Annotated in this window: 15 protein-coding genes; 3 read left to right on the top strand and 12 right to left on the bottom strand. The window is 70.8% G+C overall.

All coding sequences use genetic code 11. From position 1 onward, the window contains the following. A complete protein-coding gene (gene fabD / locus ACF1FZ_RS11770; protein WP_391773201.1) occupies window positions 1-1,923 on the top strand; it encodes an ACP S-malonyltransferase in 1,923 nt (640 codons plus the stop codon). A gap of 82 nt (window positions 1,924-2,005) precedes the next feature. On the opposite strand, the gene ACF1FZ_RS11765 is transcribed toward fabD, so the two are convergent. The 3 genes from ACF1FZ_RS11765 to ACF1FZ_RS11755 form a co-directional block, all read right to left on the bottom strand. Next, window positions 2,006-3,238 carry a cytochrome P450 gene (locus ACF1FZ_RS11765; RefSeq protein WP_391773200.1) on the bottom strand — a complete coding sequence of 411 codons (1,233 nt, stop codon included), beginning with the start codon at window positions 3,236-3,238 and terminating at the stop codon, window positions 2,006-2,008. Window positions 3,239-3,417: 179 nt separating this feature from the next. Then, complete coding sequence (locus ACF1FZ_RS11760; RefSeq protein ID WP_391773199.1) at window positions 3,418-4,245, bottom strand: pentapeptide repeat-containing protein; 828 nt, start codon at window positions 4,243-4,245, stop codon at window positions 3,418-3,420. 150 nt (window positions 4,246-4,395) lie between these two features. After that, window positions 4,396-4,797 (bottom strand): DUF5997 family protein, encoded by a 402-nt coding sequence (locus ACF1FZ_RS11755; protein ID WP_391773198.1) that lies wholly within the window; start codon window positions 4,795-4,797, stop codon window positions 4,396-4,398. A 1,361-nt stretch (window positions 4,798-6,158) separates the two neighbouring features. Between ACF1FZ_RS11755 and ACF1FZ_RS11750 the strand changes: the two genes are divergently transcribed. Then, window positions 6,159-7,163, top strand: coding sequence for a LysR family transcriptional regulator (locus ACF1FZ_RS11750; protein ID WP_391773197.1), 1,005 nt, complete (start codon window positions 6,159-6,161; stop codon window positions 7,161-7,163). A gap of 83 nt (window positions 7,164-7,246) precedes the next feature. Further along, window positions 7,247-7,789 (top strand): DapH/DapD/GlmU-related protein, encoded by a 543-nt coding sequence (locus ACF1FZ_RS11745; protein ID WP_391773196.1) that lies wholly within the window; start codon window positions 7,247-7,249, stop codon window positions 7,787-7,789. A gap of 284 nt (window positions 7,790-8,073) precedes the next feature. Here ACF1FZ_RS11745 and ACF1FZ_RS11740 read toward each other — a convergent pair whose 3' ends face one another. From ACF1FZ_RS11740 to ACF1FZ_RS11700, 9 genes are all read right to left on the bottom strand, one after another. Further along, window positions 8,074-8,301, bottom strand: coding sequence for a DUF5133 domain-containing protein (locus tag ACF1FZ_RS11740; RefSeq protein ID WP_391773195.1), 228 nt, complete (start codon window positions 8,299-8,301; stop codon window positions 8,074-8,076). Window positions 8,302-9,504: 1,203 nt separating this feature from the next. After that, window positions 9,505-11,253 carry a ThuA domain-containing protein gene (locus ACF1FZ_RS11735; RefSeq protein ID WP_391773194.1) on the bottom strand — a complete coding sequence of 583 codons (1,749 nt, stop codon included), beginning with the start codon at window positions 11,251-11,253 and terminating at the stop codon, window positions 9,505-9,507. Then, window positions 11,250-14,072: a PQQ-dependent sugar dehydrogenase gene (locus ACF1FZ_RS11730; RefSeq protein WP_391773193.1), complete on the bottom strand. Its 2,823-nt coding sequence runs from the start codon at window positions 14,070-14,072 to the stop codon at window positions 11,250-11,252. The genes ACF1FZ_RS11735 and ACF1FZ_RS11730 overlap by 4 nt, the downstream gene beginning before the upstream one ends. 1,131 nt (window positions 14,073-15,203) lie before the next feature. Beyond that, complete coding sequence (locus ACF1FZ_RS11725; RefSeq protein ID WP_391773192.1) at window positions 15,204-15,470, bottom strand: DUF4235 domain-containing protein; 267 nt, start codon at window positions 15,468-15,470, stop codon at window positions 15,204-15,206. Next, window positions 15,467-15,946: a DUF3618 domain-containing protein gene (locus ACF1FZ_RS11720; RefSeq protein WP_391773191.1), complete on the bottom strand. Its 480-nt coding sequence runs from the start codon at window positions 15,944-15,946 to the stop codon at window positions 15,467-15,469. Before ACF1FZ_RS11720 ends, ACF1FZ_RS11725 begins: the two co-directional genes overlap by 4 nt. Next, entirely contained in the window at window positions 15,943-16,356 is a 414-nt protein-coding gene (locus ACF1FZ_RS11715; RefSeq protein ID WP_391773190.1) for a phage holin family protein, read from the bottom strand. Before ACF1FZ_RS11715 ends, ACF1FZ_RS11720 begins: the two co-directional genes overlap by 4 nt. Window positions 16,357-16,955: 599 nt before the next feature. Next, window positions 16,956-17,138: a hypothetical protein gene (locus ACF1FZ_RS11710; protein ID WP_391773189.1), complete on the bottom strand. Its 183-nt coding sequence runs from the start codon at window positions 17,136-17,138 to the stop codon at window positions 16,956-16,958. Between the two features lie 73 nt (window positions 17,139-17,211). Then, window positions 17,212-17,436 (bottom strand): helix-turn-helix domain-containing protein, encoded by a 225-nt coding sequence (locus tag ACF1FZ_RS11705; protein WP_391773188.1) that lies wholly within the window; start codon window positions 17,434-17,436, stop codon window positions 17,212-17,214. Further along, window positions 17,436-17,933, bottom strand: a complete 498-nt coding sequence (locus ACF1FZ_RS11700) for a DUF2975 domain-containing protein (protein WP_391773187.1) — start codon at window positions 17,931-17,933, stop codon at window positions 17,436-17,438. Before ACF1FZ_RS11700 ends, ACF1FZ_RS11705 begins: the two co-directional genes overlap by 1 nt. Window positions 17,934-18,718 lie beyond the last annotated feature (785 nt).

The following is an 18,718-nucleotide window of genomic DNA, read 5'->3' as shown; positions in this document are numbered from 1 at the left end:
GTGTACGTATTCCCCGGACAGGGCTCCCAGCGCAAGGGCATGGGCAAGGAGCTGTTCGAGAGGTATCCCGACCTCGTGGCCCGCGCGGACCGGCTGCTCGGCTACTCGCTGCGCGACCTGTGCGTCGACGACCCGGACCGGGTCCTCAACCGCACCGAGTACACCCAGCCCGCCCTCTACGCGGTCAGCGCCCTGCAGTACCTCGACCACGTGGACTCCGGCGGTGCCCCGCCCGCCGTCGTCGCCGGGCACAGCCTGGGGGAGTACAGCGCCCTGTTCGTCGCGGGCGCCTTCGACTTCGTCACCGGGCTCGACCTCGTACGCAGGCGCGGCGAGCTGATGAGCCGCGCCCCCAAGGGCGCGATGGCCGCCGTCATCAACCTCGACCAGGAGCGCGTCGCGGAGATCCTGGCCGCGCTGCCGTACTCCGGCATCGACATCGCCAACATCAACTCCCGGAGCCAGTGCATCCTCTCCGGCGTCTACGACGAGATCCACGCGCCCGACGTCCGCGCGGCGTACACCGAGGCGGGAGCGAGGTTCATCCCCCTCAACGTGAGCGCGGCCTTCCACTCGCGCTGCATGACCGACGTCCAGGAGGAGTTCGCCCGCCATCTGCCGGGCGTCGAGTTCCGCCCGCTGCGGATCCCCGTGATCGCCAACTGCACGGCGCGCCCGTACCCCACGACCGGGTACTCCGACCTGCTGGTGCGGCAGATATCGAGCCCCGTGCGGTGGTACGAGTCCCTCTCCCGGCTGCTGGCAAGCGGTCACGACGACTTCCGGGAGATCGGCCCCGGAGACGTACTGACCAAGCTCGCCGCCAAGATCCGCGAGGAACCGCTGGCCGTAGAGGAGCCCGCAGCCCCGCGGCCCCCGGCCGCCCCCGCCGGACCCAGCCCCGCCCTCCACCGGACCCTGCGGCGCCCCGAGATCGTCTTCATGTACGGCGGCCAGGGCACCCAGTACTACCGCATGGGGAAGGAGCTGTACGACACCCACTCGGCGTTCCGGGAAGCCATGGACCGCTGCAGCGCCCTGTACGAGTCGGCGCAGGGCACGTCCCTCGTCGCCGCGATGCACGACGGCACCCGGCGCGGCGAGGACTTCGACGACATCCTGCATACGCACGCGGCGCTCTACAGCGTCGGCTGGAGCCTCACCGAGGCCCTGCGCGCGGAGGGCTTCCGGCCCGACGCGGTCCTCGGCCACAGTCTCGGCGAGTACGTCGCGGCCACCGTCGCCGGGGCGATGTCCTTCGAGGACGGCCTCGACCTCGTGATGAAACAGGCCCATCTCCTTCGGCTCCGCTGCCGTCCCGGTGGCATGCTGAGCGTCCTCGCTCCGCCCTCCCTCCACCGACAGCGCCGCGACCTGTTCGCCGGACTCGCCCTGGCGGGCGTCAACTTCACGGGGGAGGCCACCGGCAACTTCGTCGTCAGCGGCGAAGCCGGGCGCGTCAGCGAGGCCCGCGCCGCGCTCGACCGGGAAGGAGTGATCGCCGTGCGCCTGCCGGTGCGCCACGGCTTCCACTCCGGCCTCGTCGACGACATCCAGCACGAGTGCCGGAGCCTGGGACGCGCGGTCAGGGTGAACTCGCCACATCTGCCCGTGTATTCGTGTGCGTACGCCGGAGAGCTGGACGGCGCGGCGCTGACCGGCTGGGACGACTACGTGTGGGACGTCATCCGGGGGCGCGTACGCTTCGACGAGCTGATGACCACCGCGTTCCGTGACCCGGCGCGCCACTACTTCGTCGATCTGAGCGCCAGCGGCTCCTTCGCCAACTTCCTCAAGCACGGCTACGGCCCCGATCACCGGGGTGCGTTCGCGATCAACCAGTTCGGCAACAACGCGGCGTCGATGCGGCGGCTGTGCGAGGGCCTGGAGGAGGTGACCCGGGCCGCGCCCGCCCAGGTCTGACCCCGCCGGCACGGCGAAGGGGGACCACCGCGGCGCGGTGGCCCCCCTGACGCCCTCTCAGGCGCATGCCGGAACGGGCCGGTCAGCCGACCGACACCGGCAGCGAGGCCACGCCACGCACGTTGATGCGGCCGTTCCAGGCCACGTCACCGGCCAGGGACAGGTCCGGGAACCGCTTCAGCATCCGCTCGAAGGTGATGCTCGCCTCCAGGCGCGCCAGGGCCGCCCCGAGGCAGTGGTGCGAGCCGGAGCCGAACGCCACGTGTGCACGTGCCCCCTCGCGGTCCAGGCGCAACGTGTCCGCGTCCTCGCCCCAGCGCGCGGCGTCGCGGTTCGCGGAGGCGAGAGCGGCGACCACCATCGCGCCCGCGGGGATCTCGACGCCGCTGAGCACGGTCGGCTCGAGCGTGATGCGGCGGCTCGACTGCAGCGGGCTGTCGTAGCGCAGCAGTTCGTCGACGGCGTTGGGCATCAGGCCCGCGTCGGCGCGCAGCGCGGCGAGCTGCTCGGGGTGGCGCAGCAGCGCGAGGGTGCCGTTGGCGAGCAGGTTCACGGTCGTCTCGTGGCCCGCGATGTACAGCAGCTGGATCTGCGCGATCAGTTCGTCGTCGCTGAGCTTGTCGCCGTCCTCCTCGGCCTCGATCAGGGCCGTCATGAGGTCGTCGGCGGGGTTGCGCCGCTTCCAGGCGATCATCTCAGCGGTGAGGACGGCGAGTTCCGCGTCCGCGTTCTCGATCTCCTGCATGACGGCCGGGTCGGCGACGGGTTCCAGGGAGCGGACGAGGATGCCGCTCAGCTCCCGGATCCGCTCGTGGTCGGTGGGCGGGGCGCCCAGCATCTCCGCGATCACCGTGAACGGCAGTGGTGAGGCGAGCGCGGGCACCAGGTCCGCGCCGCCCGCCGCGGCGACGCGGTCGAGCATGCCGTCGACGAGTTCACCGATGCGGGGTGCGAGCGCCTGGATCGACTTCGGCGTGAACGCCTTCTGCACCAAGCGCCGCAGCCGGGTGTGGTCCGGGGCGTCCCGGTCGATCATCGAGAAGCCGTCGATGAGCGGGGTCCTGCGCGACTCGTCCTTCTGCCGCAGGTTCTCCAACGCGCCGGCGTCGACGTTGCGCAGTTCGACCGATGCGCCTGAACGCAGCAGACCGAACACGTCCTCGTACCGGGTGACCACCCAGAACCCCAAGGGGTGCGGATAGACCGGAGCGGTCTCGCGGAGCGTCGCGTACTGCGGGTACGGATCGTCGGTGAACCCCTCGGCGAAGGGGTTGAACAGCGGTATCTGTTCCTGAGGGAGAACGCCCCCGGTCATCTCGTGCTCCTTGTAGTGGCACCGGTTGGAGAACCCCGCGGTGGGTCCCGACGGAGACACCGTTTTGGCCCTCGGTCCCGGCTGGATGAGAGTTCGCAGGTCACAGTAGTGCGACCTGGGCTCCGGCGGCACGTGACGAGGAAGGAAGCAGGAGAGTACCCGGCGGGGCCGGGCGGGGGCTAGGCCGCCCAGTGCGACGGGCGCTCCAGGGGATGGGGGATCTTCGTGCGGGCGTCGCCCCGCGCGGCGTTCAGCTGCGGCTGGGTGAGGAACAGCGCGCCGCGCAGATCCGCCCCGCGCAGGTCGGTGTCCCGCATGTCCGCGCCGATCAGGTCGGCGTCGCGCAGGTCGGCGTCGGACAGGTCGGCCGCGATGAGGAGGGCGCCGCGCATGCTGGCACCGCGCAGCTTCGCGCCGCGCAGCCGGGAGCCCATGAGGTTGGCGCCCCGGTGGTTCTTCTTGCGCCCCGGGACCGCCGCGCGGGCCAGCTCGCTGGCGCGCAGGAGCAACGGGTTCACCTCGCCGCGCAGCGCGTCCACGTCCACGGCGAGCAGACTCTCGACCGTGTCCCGGGTGAGCGCGTCGATCCGTTCGTACGCGCGGCGCAGGTCCCGGTGGACGGGCCGGGCCGCGGGCAGGTCCAAGGCCTGCGCGGTGTACTTCAGGAGCTCCTGGAGCTGGCGCACGACGGGGAAGACTTCGTACATCGCGCGGGCCGAGTCCGGCTCCTCGCGCCAGCTGACACCCTTGAAGGTGACCTGGGAGACCTTCTGGCCCGCGCCGAAGCAGTCGAACACCGTGCAGCCGTTGTATCCCTTGTCACGTAGCCGCTCGTGGATGCCGCAGCGGAAGTCCTCCTGGAGGTTTCCGCAGGGCGTACCGGCGGACTTGTCCACCGGGAAGTCCGAGGACCGCGAGAAGGGCAGCGCCACGCAGCACAGACCGAAGCAGTTCCCGCAGTCGGCCTGTAGGTCGGGCTGGGCGGCGGACGAGGTGCGCTCGGACATGGTGACTCCTGATGCGACGTGCGAGGGGCGGCGGTGTGCGCGGCTGTACGCCTCCATTGTCCCTCCTGGGCGGACTGCACCCGTACGCGGACTGCGACGGGTACGAGGGGCCCGGGCGCGCACGGCCGGGCTGGAGGCGCCGGGATCAGGTCACGGACGGGGGTGCGTGGCGCTCCGGGCGCGCTCCCACGCCCTCTGGTCCTGCTCCGCCTTCAGACGGACGGTCTCCTCGTGGACCTCGGCCTGCGTGGCGTGCTCCGGCCCCGGGGTGCTCTTCCCCCAGTGCTCGATCCGCTGCGTCGTGAGCGCCTCCGTGCCACCGCCGCGGGGGAGGTACGGCACGGGGATGCCCGGCTTTACCGCGACGACGGGGTGCGGGCCGTTCCGGCGCGGGTCACGCGGCCACTGGGGCGGGCAGGCCTGCAGCGCGTCGAACTCGGTGCACGAGACCACGCCCTCCCGGAACTCGGCGAGGGGGGCCACGACGTACACACCCGGCTTCCGCGCCGCGGTGGGGCGCTTCACGGCCTGGACGGAATGGTGCGACCTCATAGGACGAGGGTACCGAGCGAGTGCGCGACCGCTGGCCACGGCGGGACCACCGCTGTCCCGGACCCTCCGGCGGGTCGGCCGGTGACTACGGCAGGTGACCAAGCGAGGTGACGGGCTCGGAAGCCTCTCCCGTGTGTCGGCTCTTCCACGTGCCCGCGGTGACGCCCTCGTAGGGGGCGCGCATCCGGGACGGGGGCTGCCAGGCACCCCCGCCCTTCGTCCGGGCGCCCGGCACCGAGGTCTGCGAGGCCCATGCGTGGTTCGTCCGGATCCCGGCCGGCAGGGGACGACCGCGGGGCGATCCCTCTCCACGAGGAGACGACGGCGGCCGCGGCCCCTGAGGCACCCCTTCGCGGCGGTCGACGAGGTGGCTGTGCCGGCCTCACCGAGGAACTGGTGCCGCGCCCCGGAGGACACCCTGGACCAGGAGCACCCGCCGGGCCGCCCCGCTCCCGAGGGCCCTGCCACGGCCGCCGACGCGGTCGGGCCGATGACGGCGGGCATCGGCGTGCTGATCGTCCCGCAGGCACCGGTACGGCTGCACCACTGCCAGGACCCCACGTATCGCACGACCACGGAGGCCCCCACGTCCCGCTGCCGTGGCCTCCTGGGGCCACGGCAGCGGGACGTGGGGGCCTCCAGCGGCACCGTCGGCAGAGCCCGGGGCCGCCGGGCCGGGGCCGAACCGAAGGCCAGGCGTCCGGGGAGGTGCGGCGCACGACGGCAACGGCCCGCCGGGGCAAGGGGTGGCGGCAGGGGCCAGGCGGCGCGGAGCCACCGGGCCCGCGACCACCGTGGTGGTGATGACGCGGTCCTCCGCGAACCGCCGTGGCCTTCGCGGTGTGCGGCAGTCCCCCCGGGTTCCTGGCCGGTGGGGAGCGCGGCACGGCCCCAGGGCGGGCCCGGCGCGGCACGGGCGGCGGGCCGGAGCGCACCACCGCGACGGATTCCACCGGCGCCGGACGGGCGAAGGGCGACGCGCCCTCCGAGGCGTGAAACGGTGCTCGTCCGACAGATCCGGTCCGAACGCCTCATGGGCTTCCCGTGCCCGGCCGCTCCCGCCTGTGCTCCGCACCCTCACGCACGGTTCCCCCGCCGGCTCTCCGCAGCGGCCGCCGGCCGGGCCGGACCGTCACGGGTGAGGGAGTACGGCTACGTGCCGACGGGACGGCACCGCCGAGGACGGATGCGCCTGCTTCAGCTGCCGTGTCAGCCGTACGCTGCGCAGACGGCCCGTCCGAGCGCCCTCGTCACGTCGCCCCGGAGCCGGTGGGAGCCGTGACCGGCCGCGCCGGAGCCGATACGAACAACCGGTCCCCGGCGAGCCACAACGATCGGTTGTGCACGTCTAAGGTGAACCGGTGGACACCGAGGCACTGCGATCATTCGTCCGGGCGGCCCAGCTCGGACGGTTGCGGCACGCGGCCGATGAACTGGGCGTGACTCAGCAGGCGGTTTCCAAGCGGATCGCCGCCCTGGAGCGCGAGCTGGAAGTCCGTCTGTTCACGCGTACCGCCCGAGGGGTCGAGCTGACGCTCGACGGCCAGGCGTTCCTTCCCCACGCGCGGAGCATCGTCGCCGGTGTCGAGCGTGCCGTCACCGCGGTGAGGCCGGGTTCCCGGGCGCTGCGGATCGACGTCCTCGGCCTGCGGAGCGCGCAGGCCGTTGTTCTCCACGACTACTGGCAGTCGCATCCCGGGACCGACCTCGACGTGGTGACCCTTCGGGTCGACGACCCACGCGCCGCCGTCGCCGCCGTCGCGGCAGGTGATATCGACGCGTCGTTCCGTACCGTCACCGATCCGGCCGCACTGCCCCCCGACGTGCACATGATTCACGCTTTCGATTCCCCGCTGGAACTTCTCGTCGGCCCGAAACATCCCCTTGCCTCCGCGCGGAGTCTGACACCACCGCAGTTGCGGAAGCACCGGATATGGGTGCCGGGTATCGCGCCCCGAAGCGAATGGGCAGAGTTCTACGATCAGCTCGCCACCGATTTCGACCTACGGATCGACGCGGCAGGACCGCACTTCGGAGACGAAGTACTTCTCGACACCCTCGCGGGCTCCGCGGACGTGGCCACCCTCGTGGGGGCACGCGACCGGTACAACTGGCCGGCGAACCACGACCTGCGCCGCATCCCTGTGGTGGACCCGGTCCTCGCGTACCCGCTCTCCCTCCTCCTCCCCGGAACGAACCCGCATCCAGGACTCCGGGGAATCATCACCCACCTCGCGAGCCTGCCAGGACTCCCTGAGACGGCATGGCTCCCGTCCTGGGCGACGGCACCACGGCACGGCGACAGCGACACCGCGCACGGCCCCAGGTCCAGGTCCAGGACCCGGCCCGGGCCCCGGCAGAGATGATCCGGCTGTCTCCCGACAGCAGCTCCCCCCACCAGCGCCTGGTGCCTCTTCCCGGCCACCGGCACACCGGAAAGGAATGCGGCATGTCCGGCGACCGTCTCATGCGTGTTCGTAGCACCGAGTTCCAGGCCATGGCGGAGAGAGTCCTGCAGGTCACCGAACTCACCACTCGCCTGAACGTCCTGCCCTTCGCTGACGAAGCGCGCAAGGCGGAACTGTTCGAACAGATCCTCGGCAGGCCACTGCCGAGCAAAGTCACGGTCTATCCGCCCTTCTACACGGACCACGGCCTCAACCTGGACCTCGCGGAGCGCGTGTTCATCAACCAGAACTGCACGTTCCTGGACTACGCCGGCATCCGGCTCGGTGAGCGCGTGATGGTCGGCCCGAAAGCCACGTTCATCACCGTCGGCCACCCGGTCGATCCTGTGGAACGACGGGAGTGGCTGAGCGGCGCGCCCATCGATGTGGCGGAGAACGTGTGGATCGGCGCCGGTGCCACGATCCTTCCTGGCGTGAGCATCGGGCGTGATGCCGTGGTCGCCGCCGGGGCGGTCGTGACCGAGGACGTTCCGCCGGCGAGCCTGGTGACCGGCAGCAAGGCGACCGTGAACCGGCGGTGGTGACGGCCTTCGGAGCCCTGCCGGGCGTCGGCCTCGCCCGTGTTCGGCTCCGGCGGTTCACTGATCCGACCGGCTTCTCCACGAGCGGACAGCAGCAGAGGTGCGTGCTCCGCCGCGGTCGTCATGACACCGTATCGAGCCCTGAGGAGTTGGACGCGCGGACGCTGTCGGCGACCGCCGCCACCGCGCCCGCACCGGCCGAGCGCGGCCGGCCGTCTCCCGAGCGGGTACCGGAACTCATATGTGGTGTCAGGGCGAGGGCGGGACCGACTCGATGCCCGGTTCTCTCAGGCGGTGAGGAGGGAGTCGTCCTCGGGGCGCGCGCCTGGCAGCCGATGGCGTGCGGCAACGAGAGCGGAATCGATGTCCCTGGTTCCTGTGGCCACACAGAGCGTGTAGGCGATGTCGTCCATCCGCTGCTGCACCTGCGCGTCGCCGTTCTCCGCGCGCAGTATGCGCAGCGTGTCGTACTGCTCGACCAGGTTCCGCAGTACCGCGGGGTGGGCCATCAGCACCGTGGGTCTCCTTCCCGTCATTGCTCACGAGCCGTTCGCCCGCCCGCCTACCCCAGGTCCTCGCGGCCATACCACCCGCGCCGCGGCGCTGCCGCGAGCGATCGGAGAGCCCGTGGCCCCGGTCGTGTTCCCCGTCCGGGGCCGGCACGGCCGTTCACCGGCTTCGGCATGTTCCGCCCTGTTGTGGGTAGTCGAGCGCCTGTTCTTCGAGGCGCGACGAGTGAGGGGTGGGAAAATGAGGCTTCTGCGGTACAGAATCCGCCGCGCTCTGCGCGGGCTCACAGCTTTGAGCGTAGTGGCGGGGGCGGTCGGCGTATGCATCGCGTGGGCGGCACCCGCGGCGCAGGCAAGGCTCGGACAACCGGTTCGGCCAGGGGTGACATCGCCGCATCGAATCCCGGCCGAGGACATCCGTGTGGAGGGTGACGCAACGTATGCGTCGATGGATACCGGGGCCGCCGACGTCTCGTGACGCATCGGCACGCAGGCACCTGCCGGGTACGAGCCCACGCCCGGCGTGTTCCGGAACACCGGAAGGGCACCGGGGTCCACGGGGAGTGCCCGGACGCACCGTCAGCGGTGACGGCGAGCCCGCGACGTCGTCCACGGGCAGTTCACCAACAACCGGATCAGCACCGACAGCACAGGTGCTGTCGAACCGCTGGACGCTCCGCACGCCCAGTGTGCGAGAACCCCGACGCTCCTGCGCCACGGGCACGGTGAAGTACCGCTCTCTCCCGTCGTCGTTCCCCTGCGGCAGTGGTCCGGGGGAGTGCGTGGGACAAGACGCCGCCGGACGGCCACCGGTGATACCGGCACGTTTCCTCTCGACGGCACCGGCGAAGACGGAGCGGTAGCTCCTGAGGTGAGCGGACCCGGAGGGTGCGACCACAGCGATGGCGGGTTCACCGTGAACATGTCCGCCACCGACGACGCAGGCCGGATCACAGGGCTTGTGCTCGCCTTCGTGTCCGGCCTTGTGAAGGCACGGAGCCGCCGCTCCGGGGAACATCCGCCCCCGCGCCGTGCGGTCGGCCCACGGGTCCAGGAGCCCGGAGGACAGTGCCGGCCTGAGTGCCGGCCAGATACGGAGGAACGGTGGCGGGGCGCTTCGGCGTCGCACCCCGCCACCGTCACCGGCCCGGTTCCGCGGCCGGTTCCGTCGTCACCGCCTCCCGCGACGACGACGGAGTCGAGGGGTGCTCAGCCGGGCAGGTCCCACTTCTGGTTGGTGGCGGCGAGGCAGGTCCACAGGTGGAGCTTGGTGCCGTCGGCGGAGGAGACGCCGGAGGCGTCGAGGCACTTGCCGGACTGCGGGTTCCTCAGGGTGCCGTCGGTTTGCGGTGCCCATTTCTGGGCGCCGGTGCCGTTGCAGCCGTAGAGCTGGATCTTTGTGCCGTCGGCCGTGCCGCCGCCGCTGATGTCCATGCACTTGCCCAGTGCGCGCAGTGTGCCGTCCGTGGCGACCGTCCACTTCTGGGCCGCCGACTGGTTGCACGTCCACAGCTGGATCTGCGTCCCGTCCGCACTCGCCCCGTTCGCGACATCGACGCACTTGCCGCCGATCCCCGTGATGACGCCCTCCCTGGGACCGTCGGCACCTCCGAGCTCCTTGATGCGGATGTTGCGGAAGGACACGTCGTCGCCGTCGCCGTGGTTCTGCAGGCCGATGTGGCCCTGCTGGAGGCTGCGGGCGGGGACGGTGTTGGTGAAGTCGTTGATCTGGACTCCGTTGAGGTACACCCGCAGGCGTTCGCCCTCGACCCGTATCTCGTAGGTGTTCCACTCGCCGGGAGGATTCAGGGCCTTGTCGCGGGCGCCCAGGTCGGCGGACTTGAACCCGTACACGGAACCCGTGGTGCGGTCCGTGGCGTCCGTGGCGTCGATCTGGATCTCGTAGCCGTTGTCGACGGCCGACCACGGATCGTCGGAGGCGGGAAAGCCCACGAAGACGCCGGAGTTGTCGTCACCGGCCTGCCGCCAGTCGAGCTTCAGCGAGTAGGACTCGTACTCCTCGGCCTGGTACCAGAGCAGGCCGAGGCCGCCCTGGGAGGTGAGGGTCGAGTCGGCGTTCGTGAAGGTGCCCGGCCCGGCCTGTTTCCAGCCGGGCGTTCCCGAGGTACCGAAGAGCGTGGTGTAGCCGGTCTCCGGCCGGCAGTCGGCTTCGGTCATGCCGGCGGACCAGCGGATGCCACCGAGCAGATGACGGCGGAAGGCGGCGTCGGCGTAGGAGTCCTCGGTGTGGCCGCCACCGGTGTAGAAGGCGCGGCCGCCCCGGTAGTCCTTGCACCAGGCGATGGGGTGGTCGCCGCCCATGGAGCCGCCGCTGTAGCTGGACTCGTCGAGCGAGGCCAGCACATGAGCGGTGGTGCGCGGGTTGGTGCGGTAGTCGTACCACTCGTCGGTCCGCTGCCAGGCCGGACCGAGATGGGCGGTGGCGTCGTGGGCGCGGTCCTCCACCTTCACCGTGGCAGGCTGGATCGCCGGGTGTGACCGGAACAGGGCGCCGGCCAGTCCCGCGTACCAGCTCCAGTCGTATTCGGTGTCGGCTGCGGCGTGGATGCCGACGTAGCCGCCGCCCGATTCGATGTAGCCCTCGAACGCCGTCTGCTGAGCGGAGTTCAGGATGTCGCCGGTGGTGGAGAGGAAGACGACGCTCTCGTAGCCGGCCAGATTCGCCGGCGTGAAGACGGCGGAGTCCTCGGTCGCCGTAACGGTGAAGTTGTTGGCGGCGCCCAGTTCACGCAGGGCGGCCGTGCCCTCGTCGATGGAGGAGTGGCGGAAACCGGCGGTCCTGGAGAAGACCAGCACGTCGTACGCGGGGTCGGCGGCCGTCGCCACCGGGCGGACGGGGGGTTCGGGCTCGGCGGCCGTGGAGAGCGCTGCGGGGAAGGCAACTGAGGCGAGCAGGCCGCAGGCTGCCCAGGTGGCGAGGCGCACGAGTCGGCTCATGGCAGGTTCCACTTCTGGTTGGTGGCGGCGAGGCAGGTCCACAGGTGGAGCTTGGTGCCGTCGGCGGAGGAGACGCCGGAGGCGTCGAGGCACTTGCCGGACTGCGGGTTCCTCAGGGTGCCGTCGGTTTGCGGTGCCCATTTCTGGGCGCCGGTGCCGTTGCAGCCGTAGAGCTGGATCTTTGTGCCGTCGGCCGTGCCGCCGCCGCTGATGTCCATGCACTTGCCCAGTGCGCGCAGTGTGCCGTCCGTGGCGACCGTCCACTTCTGGGCCGCCGACTGGTTGCACGTCCACAGCTGGATCTGCGTCCCGTCCGCACTCGCCCCGTTCGCGACATCGACGCACTTGCCGCCGATCCCCGTGATCAGGCCGCTGCGGGCGGGCGTTCCACCGAGGGTGAACGTGAAGTCGTCGACGTCGAAGAGAGATCCGCTGCCGCCCTTGAAGACGAGGTACAGGGTGGTGGTGCCGGCGGGGCGGTCGGTGAGGTTCGCGGACACGTTCCGGAAGGTCTCCCAGCCTCCGGTGACGGGGACGGCCGCGGAGCCGAGCAGCGTGCCGGTGGGGGAGCCGGCCCGCACTTCCAGGGTTCCGCCACTGCCGCCGGAGGAGACCCTCGCGGTCAGGGAGGTGGCGTTGCCGAGGATGTACGGCTCGAAGGAGATCCAGTCGCCGTCGTCGATGTTCCCGACCGTCCTCCCGCCGTTCGCCGCCGCCTTGTCGATGACGCTCACACCCGCGGAGGCGCCGTAGTGCTCGGCCTGGCGCTTGCTGCCCTGGCTGATGTTCTGGTCGTGGGTCGTCAGGGCGGGCTGACCGTTCGCACCCTTGTCGGTGTACTCGGCGTCCCAGACGCCGAAGATGTTCGCGTTGGGGTCGTGTTCTCCGTCGGCGATGGTCTGCACGGTGCCGGAGCAGCCGGTGGCGGAGGTCTGGGGGTGACCGTGACTGTCGTGGCCGATGATGAACGTGACCTTGACCTTGGAGCAGTCGATCGCACCGTCCTCGGGGTCGGTGACGGTCACCCTGAAGGGCACGGCGGCGCCCGGGTCGATGATGGCACCGTCGGCCGGGAGCTCCAGGCCGACGGTCGGCGCGGTGTTGCCGACGGTGACGAGGACCGAGGCGGTCGCGGTGTTCCCGGTCCCGTCGGAGAGGGTCAGTTCCGCGGTGTAGCGGCCGTCGGTGCTGTAGGTGTGCGAGGGGTCGGCCGCCGTCGAGGTGGTGCCGTCGCCGAACTTCCAGGCGTAACTCAAGGGGTCGCCGTCGGGGTCGGAGCTTCCGGCCGAGGAGAACCTCACCGTGAGCGGGGCCTTCCCCGAGGTCCGGTCCGCCGTGGCTCTGGCGAGCGGGGAGCGGCCTCCGGTGACGTGCTCGATCCGGTACAGCGCGCTGTTGGCGTCGCCGTTGAAGTAACCGGTGCCGTAGTCGAGGACGTACAGCGCACCGTCCGGACCGAAAGCCATGTCCATGACCTGCGTGCCCTGCCAGGGGAACGCATTGACCGACTGCACGGTGCCGTCGGCTCCCTGCTCGATGCGTTTGATCCACTTGCGTCCGAACTCACCGGCGAAGAAGTCGCCGTCGAAGGTCTCGGGGAACTTGACGGTGGAGGCCGACGCCGCGTTGTAGCGGTACACCGGGCCGCCCATGGGCGACTCGGAGCCGCTGCCGAACTCGGGTACCGAGTCTCCGTCGTACGGGATCCAGGCGGGCTGTGCCGGAGGCAGATCGGTCAGGCCCGTGTTGTTCGGCGAGGTGTTCCTGGGCGCGGCGCAGGAGAAGGCGGAGCCGGACGTCGAGGTGGCGAAGTCGTAGTCGACGTAGGCGCTGTTCTTGCCGGTGCAGTACGGCCAGCCGAAATTGCCCGCCTTGGTGATCCGGTTGAACTCGACCTGCCCTGCGGGCCCCCGGGAGGCGTTCGCCGTGCCCGCGTCGGGACCGTAGTCACCGACATGGACGATGCCGGTGGGCTTGTCGACGCTCATCCGGAACGGGTTACGGAAGCCCATCGCGTAGATCTCGGGCCTGGTCCTCGCGGTGCCGGGGGCGAAGAGGTTGCCCGACGGGATGGAGTAGCCGCCGTCCGCGCCGACCTTGATCCGCAGTATCTTGCCGCGCAGGTCGTTGGTGTTGGCCGACGAACGCTGGGCGTCGTAGGCCGGGTTGCGGCCGGGCCGCTCGTCGATGGGGGTGTAGCCGTCGGAGGCGAAGGGGTTGCTGTCGTCCCCGGTGGAGAGGTACAGGTTGCCCTGGGCGTCGAAGTCGATGTCTCCGCCCACGTGACAGCACAGGCCGCGGCTCGCGGGGACGTCGAGGACCTTCTTCTCGGTGGCGGTGTCCAAGGTGCCGTCCGTGCGCAGGACGAACCGTGAGAGCCGGTTGACCCCGTCGAACGGTGCGAAGTCGGCTGCCGAGCCGTTCGCGGGGGCGTCTCCCGCAGGGGTCGAGAGCTTCGGGGCGTAGTAGAGGTAGACGAAGCGGTTGGTGCTGAAGCCCGGGTCCACTCCGACGCCCTGGAGGCCCTCCTCGTCGTGCGAGTAGACATCCAGTTTCCCGGCGACCCCGGTGGTGCCGGCGGCATCCGTGAGGCGGAGGGTGCCGTCCCGGGAGGTGTGCAGGACGGACCTGTCGGGCAGGACGGCGAGTGTCATCGGCTCACCGGTCTCGGCCACTCCTTTGGCAAGGGTGACCTGCTGGAATTCCTCGGCGGCCGTCGGCGCCGCTTCGGCCGGTCTCTGCTCGGCGGTGAGGGCGCCGGCGGTGACGAGTAAGCCGCAGACGAGTGCTGCGAGGGGCCGGGTGGGTCTCCTGTGCACGCGAATCCTCCGTGTGGTGACGGGGTCGGGGTGAAGCACAGGCGCGCGCCGTCGCGCCAGCGGGACGGGTGCCCGCAGGGGGAGGAGAGGGCACTCGTTCCTTGTTGTCCGGTTCAAATCAGGAAGGTAATGGCTTTCACACCTGCCAGATACCCCTTTGACGTACTGAGCTACAACTTCCTCTAGTAGCGGGACAAAGAGACCGGATGAGGGCTGTCGTGTCCGGATGGGGACGGCGACGAGGTGGGGACGGCCCGGCGGAATCCGCGCCACTGCGAACAGGACACGGAGGTTCCGGTGAACCCGGCCTGGCGCCCCGTCCGTCCGGGTGGGTGCTCGCGGAAGGCGGGGGAGGAACACAAGCGATTCGGCGTCCCCCGGCACACGCGGAACGCCGCCCCGGCGTCCTGGAGTCGTGCGGCTCGTGGCCGTAGACGCCGGGCTCCTGCTCGGCCCGCCGGTGCGCTCTCCGGCGAGCAAGGTCCGGCACCGCGGCCGGCCGCAGGCCGTACGTCTTTCCGGTGATGTCCCGCTGGATCTCGCCCGTTCCCCCTGGAGACGGTGGACACGGCGGTCGAGTGCGGCAGAGCAGAGTCTCCCCGCCGTGCTCCGTCGCGCGGGGGAGCGGTGGTGCGAGCTGCTTGTCGTCGGCAGCAAGCAGACGGCGCCCTGTCTTCCACTTGGTCCAGGAGGCCGCGGGTTCGCGGTCGCCCGTCTGGCTCCGTGAAATCCCTGGCACCGCAGCCCTGGTCACGTCCCCCTGGAGGCGCATGGATGTTCGATGTGTTCCGTCGCGTCAGGGAAGGTCCGTAGGGCCGCACACGGGACGTGACGAGGATTCCTCGGCGGCGGACGGACTCAGCGGACGCAATATGCTGATCACCGGTGGGCTCGGAGGCGTTCGGGGTGCCGGGAGGATCTGCGGCAGGTGAGGGCTCGGGGCCGGACCCCGGTTGTGTCCGGGGCGAAGAGGCCGGCTGCCCGTACGTACCGTCGCGCCGACGGGCTGTGCCGGGCGCGGCCGCCTGTGCCGCGCCGCCACTGCTCGCGCATGCACCGAGGGCGCCCGTCGACGGGGTGGCTGCCGGGCGGTACCGGCCCGCTGGGAGAGCGGGCCGGTACCAGGGCGGGTCAGCCCGGCCAGATGCCCGTCACGCGTCGTGTGGCCACGGCGCCCGAGCGGTCGACCGCAGCTTTGACAACGGAGAAGATGGCGCCCTGGACGGCGGCGGCGAGCAGGATCTGCCGCCAGGAACGGTCCTCGTCCAAGGCGTCAGGGGCGTCGTCATGGCCTTCGATGATCTTCCACGCCTGTTTGAACGCGGTGGTCGCGATGATGCCGCTCGCTGCGCCGAGCACCAGCCCGACCGGCTTGTAGGCGATCTTGGACGCACTCATCGGCGCCCCCTGCTCCGGCGCACCAGCATGAAGGCGGCGAGCAGAGCACCGCCCGCGAGGAGCGGACTTCGGTTGGCCCGCGCGAAGGACGCGGCCCGGCCGGCCTTCTCGCGCAACGGTTCGGGGGCCTTGTCCGCGGCGTACTGTCCCGCCCGGTTCGCGGTCTCCCGGACTTGTGCAGCGGCCTGGGCCGTCTTCTCCAGTACGGGATCGGGGGTCTTGTCCTTGACGAGCTGTGTGGCCTGCTCCGCCTTCGCACGGATCTGGTCGGCCACCAGGGCCGCCCTTTCCGATGCCTGTTCCTTCGCGGCGGCCGTCTTCTCCTTCGCCTGCGCCTTGACGTCCGCCTTGGCCGCCAGTGCCTCGACGGTCTGCCCGAGTTCGTCGCGGGTGCGCTCGACCTGCTCGCGCAACTCCTCGGAGTCGGAGGCATCGGGAACGGGGGTGCCTATGTTGGTCCGGGATTCTTCGTTCATCGGTGTGCCTTTTCCTTGATCTCGGCCAGATCGGCCTTGACGCTGTCGACGGTCTGCTCGGGGGTGGGGGAGCCGGCCTCGGTGATCTGCTTCTTCCCGGCCACGGCCGCCACGGCCGCCACGGCCGCCAGTACCGCCGTGACGACGAGGGCTGATGCCCACACCGGCAGCACGAGTGCGAGAGCCGCGATACAGGTCGCGATCAGCGCCTGGGCCGCCAGGATGCCGAGGAAGCCCGCGGCGCCGAAGAGGCCGCCGCCCTTCCCGTAGCGCTTGCCCTTCTGGGCCATTTCCGCCCGGGCCAGCTGCATCTCCTCGCGGACCAGCTCCGAGATCTGCTGTGAGGCGCGCGAAACCAGCACGCTCACCGAGTCGTCGGTGGCGTGGGTCTGCCGCTCTGCCGTGCTCATGGGCACATCACCCTGCCTTCCTCGATCTGTCGGAAACACCGGCTGTCACCTCCCGTCCTACGGGGCGGGGCCGGTGCCGGAGTTCGAAGCGAGCCCGCCATGACGAAACCTCCTCGTTGAGCTGTGTTTGCCGGTGTCTCGGCTCGACTACCCCGCAACCGTCCCGGCACCCGCTTCATCGGGAAGGGTTTCCCGTGACGAGACGGGAGCGGTTCACCGCCTCCACGGCCGGGCGCCGGTCACCGGGTTCGCCGGGGGAATGCGGCACCCGTGCCGGCCTCGGTCTGCCGGGCCGTCGTGCCGGGCTTCGAAGCGAGGGGCTCGGACAGGGTCCGGAACGGCAGCCAGTTCGGCACGGGCATGAGGATCGGCGGTGCCGGGGCGGCGCAGGGAGGTCGCGTCGGCAAGAGCGCCGATGAGGGGGCCGGCCAGGCCGCCGACGCTGACGGCCAGTCCGAGTGTGACGTGCAGGGATAAGGGGGACGCACAGGCCGATGGAGGCCAGGGCCACGAAAAGGCGGAACACCGGGCCGGGGGTGAGCACGGCCCACGGCGCCGCTCGTGAGGAGGTACGACCGGCGGGCGGCAGCGCCCCGGTCTCAGCGGCCGGCCAGGCTGCCGCCCGGCACGGAGCCCACCGCGCCGCCGAAGTACAGGACGGACAGCGTCACTGTGCCTGTGGCCGTACTGCCTCCGGCGCGCTGCTGGGCGTACAGCGGGAGGAACGTGCTCAGTCCCATGAAGACGACGCAGTGGAAGACCACGGCCGGCGACAGCTTCACGACCGAGGCCTTGTCATCGGTGCCCGCCGCAAGCGCGCTTCCGGGCCGTGGTGCACGGTCTGCCGCCGGGTGATCAGTCAGCGGGCGAACCGGGAGGCCCCTCCCAGCGCAACAGATCTCCCGGCTGGCACTCGAGCACTTCGCACAGGGCGGCCAGCGTCGTGAAACGAACCGCCTTCGCCCGGCCGTTCTTGAGCACGGCCAGGTTGGCGGGCGTGATGCCGACACGATCCGCGAGCTCACCCACGGACATCTTCCGTTTCGCCAGCATGACGTCGATGTCGACCGTGATCGGCATCAGATCACCTCGTCCAGCTCGGCCTCCATCTGTGCCGCCGCGACATCGCGCTCGACGGCCTGGGCGAGCAGCATGCGCAGTACGAGCACGACGAGCGCGACCCCCAGGACCGCCAACCCGGCTCCGCCCACCAGGAGGACCACACCCGGCGCGACGGCTTCACCCGGTGCCAGGAAGGCCGCGAGCGCGAAGACGAGGCAGGCGGCTGCCACGACCGCGCCGATCACCACATGCACGTACCGGAAGGCGGCGTGGGAGAACACCGTCCCGCGGCGCACCATCGTCACCAGTCGCCATACGCAGACCAGAACGACCTCGACCGTCACGACGCCCAGCACGATGATCGCGAGGAGCGGCGCCCGGACGTACTCGATGTCCGCGTCCATCCCTCTCAAATCGATGGCCAGCAGTGGCACCATCACTGCCTGTACGAATACCGACCCGGTCAGCAGAAGCACGAGCACGGCCCGCAGTGCGAGCACGGTGAGTCTTCCCATGATCTCCCCTTCGATTGAACTGCGATAGAAATCTATCGAGAAACGATAGATTAGACAAATGATGATCCATAAGTGAGGAAGAGCCGGGCCCGGTGCGGGCCGTCACGCCGGGCTTCGGGGACCGGCCTCACGAGCGGCCTGCTCCATGCCGACGGCCAGGGCGGTGAAGAACGGGCCGGCCGGATTCGGCACGAGCGTCGTGAGGCAACGGTTCGCCCGACCATGGAGCTGCCGGGCCCCTCCCGTCCTCACGTGGCCCGGCGCATCGGTCACTGTGAGCGCGCGGGCCCGCGTGGGCCGGGCAACGGGCTCCGGAGGGCCGGCACATCGGAAACGGTGCCGGGAGGGACGCCCGTCCCGCACGAGCCGTCCCTCATGTCCACTCCGTGCCGGGCCCGCCGCTCAGGTCCCGTCGGTGTCCCCTGCGCACGCCTTGCTTCAAGGCGCTCAGGGAAGCGCGGCGGGCTCCTGCCGCTCCACGTCCGACCGCCTCGCGGGACCCCGGTGTCGGTGCGTACCACCGGTCACGGTGTCATGGATGCCCCTGTGGTCTTCCGCGCGCTCGGCCGGTACGCGAGCGGAGGAAGCCCATGAGGCGGCCGGCCTGGTCGACGCCGGTGAACCGGCCGGGGCCGGAGCGGCGAGAGGCGTGCTTCTGTGGCCCTCCGGTGGCTGCCGGCGGGTCAGCCACCGGCCTCCTCCGGCCACGGAACCGGACGGCCGGTGCTCCCGCACGGTACCGACGGTCCCGGGCACGGCGGCCGAGCGGCTCGACGGCAGAGCGT

The sequence above is a fragment of the Streptomyces sp. NPDC014623 genome, assembly GCF_043088245.1.
Classification (GTDB): Bacteria; Actinomycetota; Actinomycetes; order Streptomycetales; family Streptomycetaceae; genus Streptomyces.
The sequence above is the reverse complement of the archived record's forward strand: the minus strand, read 5'-3'. Positions and strand labels throughout refer to the sequence as shown.

What these genes read in the sequence shown, in the direction of transcription:
- ACF1FZ_RS11705 (WP_391773188.1), bottom strand. Translation starts at nt 17,436, where the DNA reads ATGCCGATCACGGTCGACATCGACGTCATGCTGGCGAAACGGAAGATG.
- ACF1FZ_RS11765 (WP_391773200.1), bottom strand. Translation starts at nt 3,238, where the DNA reads ATGACCGGGGGCGTTCTCCCTCAGGAACAGATACCGCTGTTCAACCCC.
- ACF1FZ_RS11725 (WP_391773192.1), bottom strand. Translation starts at nt 15,470, where the DNA reads ATGAGTGCGTCCAAGATCGCCTACAAGCCGGTCGGGCTGGTGCTCGGC.
- ACF1FZ_RS11720 (WP_391773191.1), bottom strand. Translation starts at nt 15,946, where the DNA reads ATGAACGAAGAATCCCGGACCAACATAGGCACCCCCGTTCCCGATGCC.
- ACF1FZ_RS11745 (WP_391773196.1), top strand. Translation starts at nt 7,247, where the DNA reads ATGTCCGGCGACCGTCTCATGCGTGTTCGTAGCACCGAGTTCCAGGCC.
- ACF1FZ_RS11760 (WP_391773199.1), bottom strand. Translation starts at nt 4,245, where the DNA reads ATGTCCGAGCGCACCTCGTCCGCCGCCCAGCCCGACCTACAGGCCGAC.
- ACF1FZ_RS11715 (WP_391773190.1), bottom strand. Translation starts at nt 16,356, where the DNA reads ATGAGCACGGCAGAGCGGCAGACCCACGCCACCGACGACTCGGTGAGC.
- ACF1FZ_RS11755 (WP_391773198.1), bottom strand. Translation starts at nt 4,797, where the DNA reads ATGAGGTCGCACCATTCCGTCCAGGCCGTGAAGCGCCCCACCGCGGCG.
- ACF1FZ_RS11735 (WP_391773194.1), bottom strand. Translation starts at nt 11,253, where the DNA reads ATGAGCCGACTCGTGCGCCTCGCCACCTGGGCAGCCTGCGGCCTGCTC.
- ACF1FZ_RS11700 (WP_391773187.1), bottom strand. Translation starts at nt 17,933, where the DNA reads ATGGGAAGACTCACCGTGCTCGCACTGCGGGCCGTGCTCGTGCTTCTG.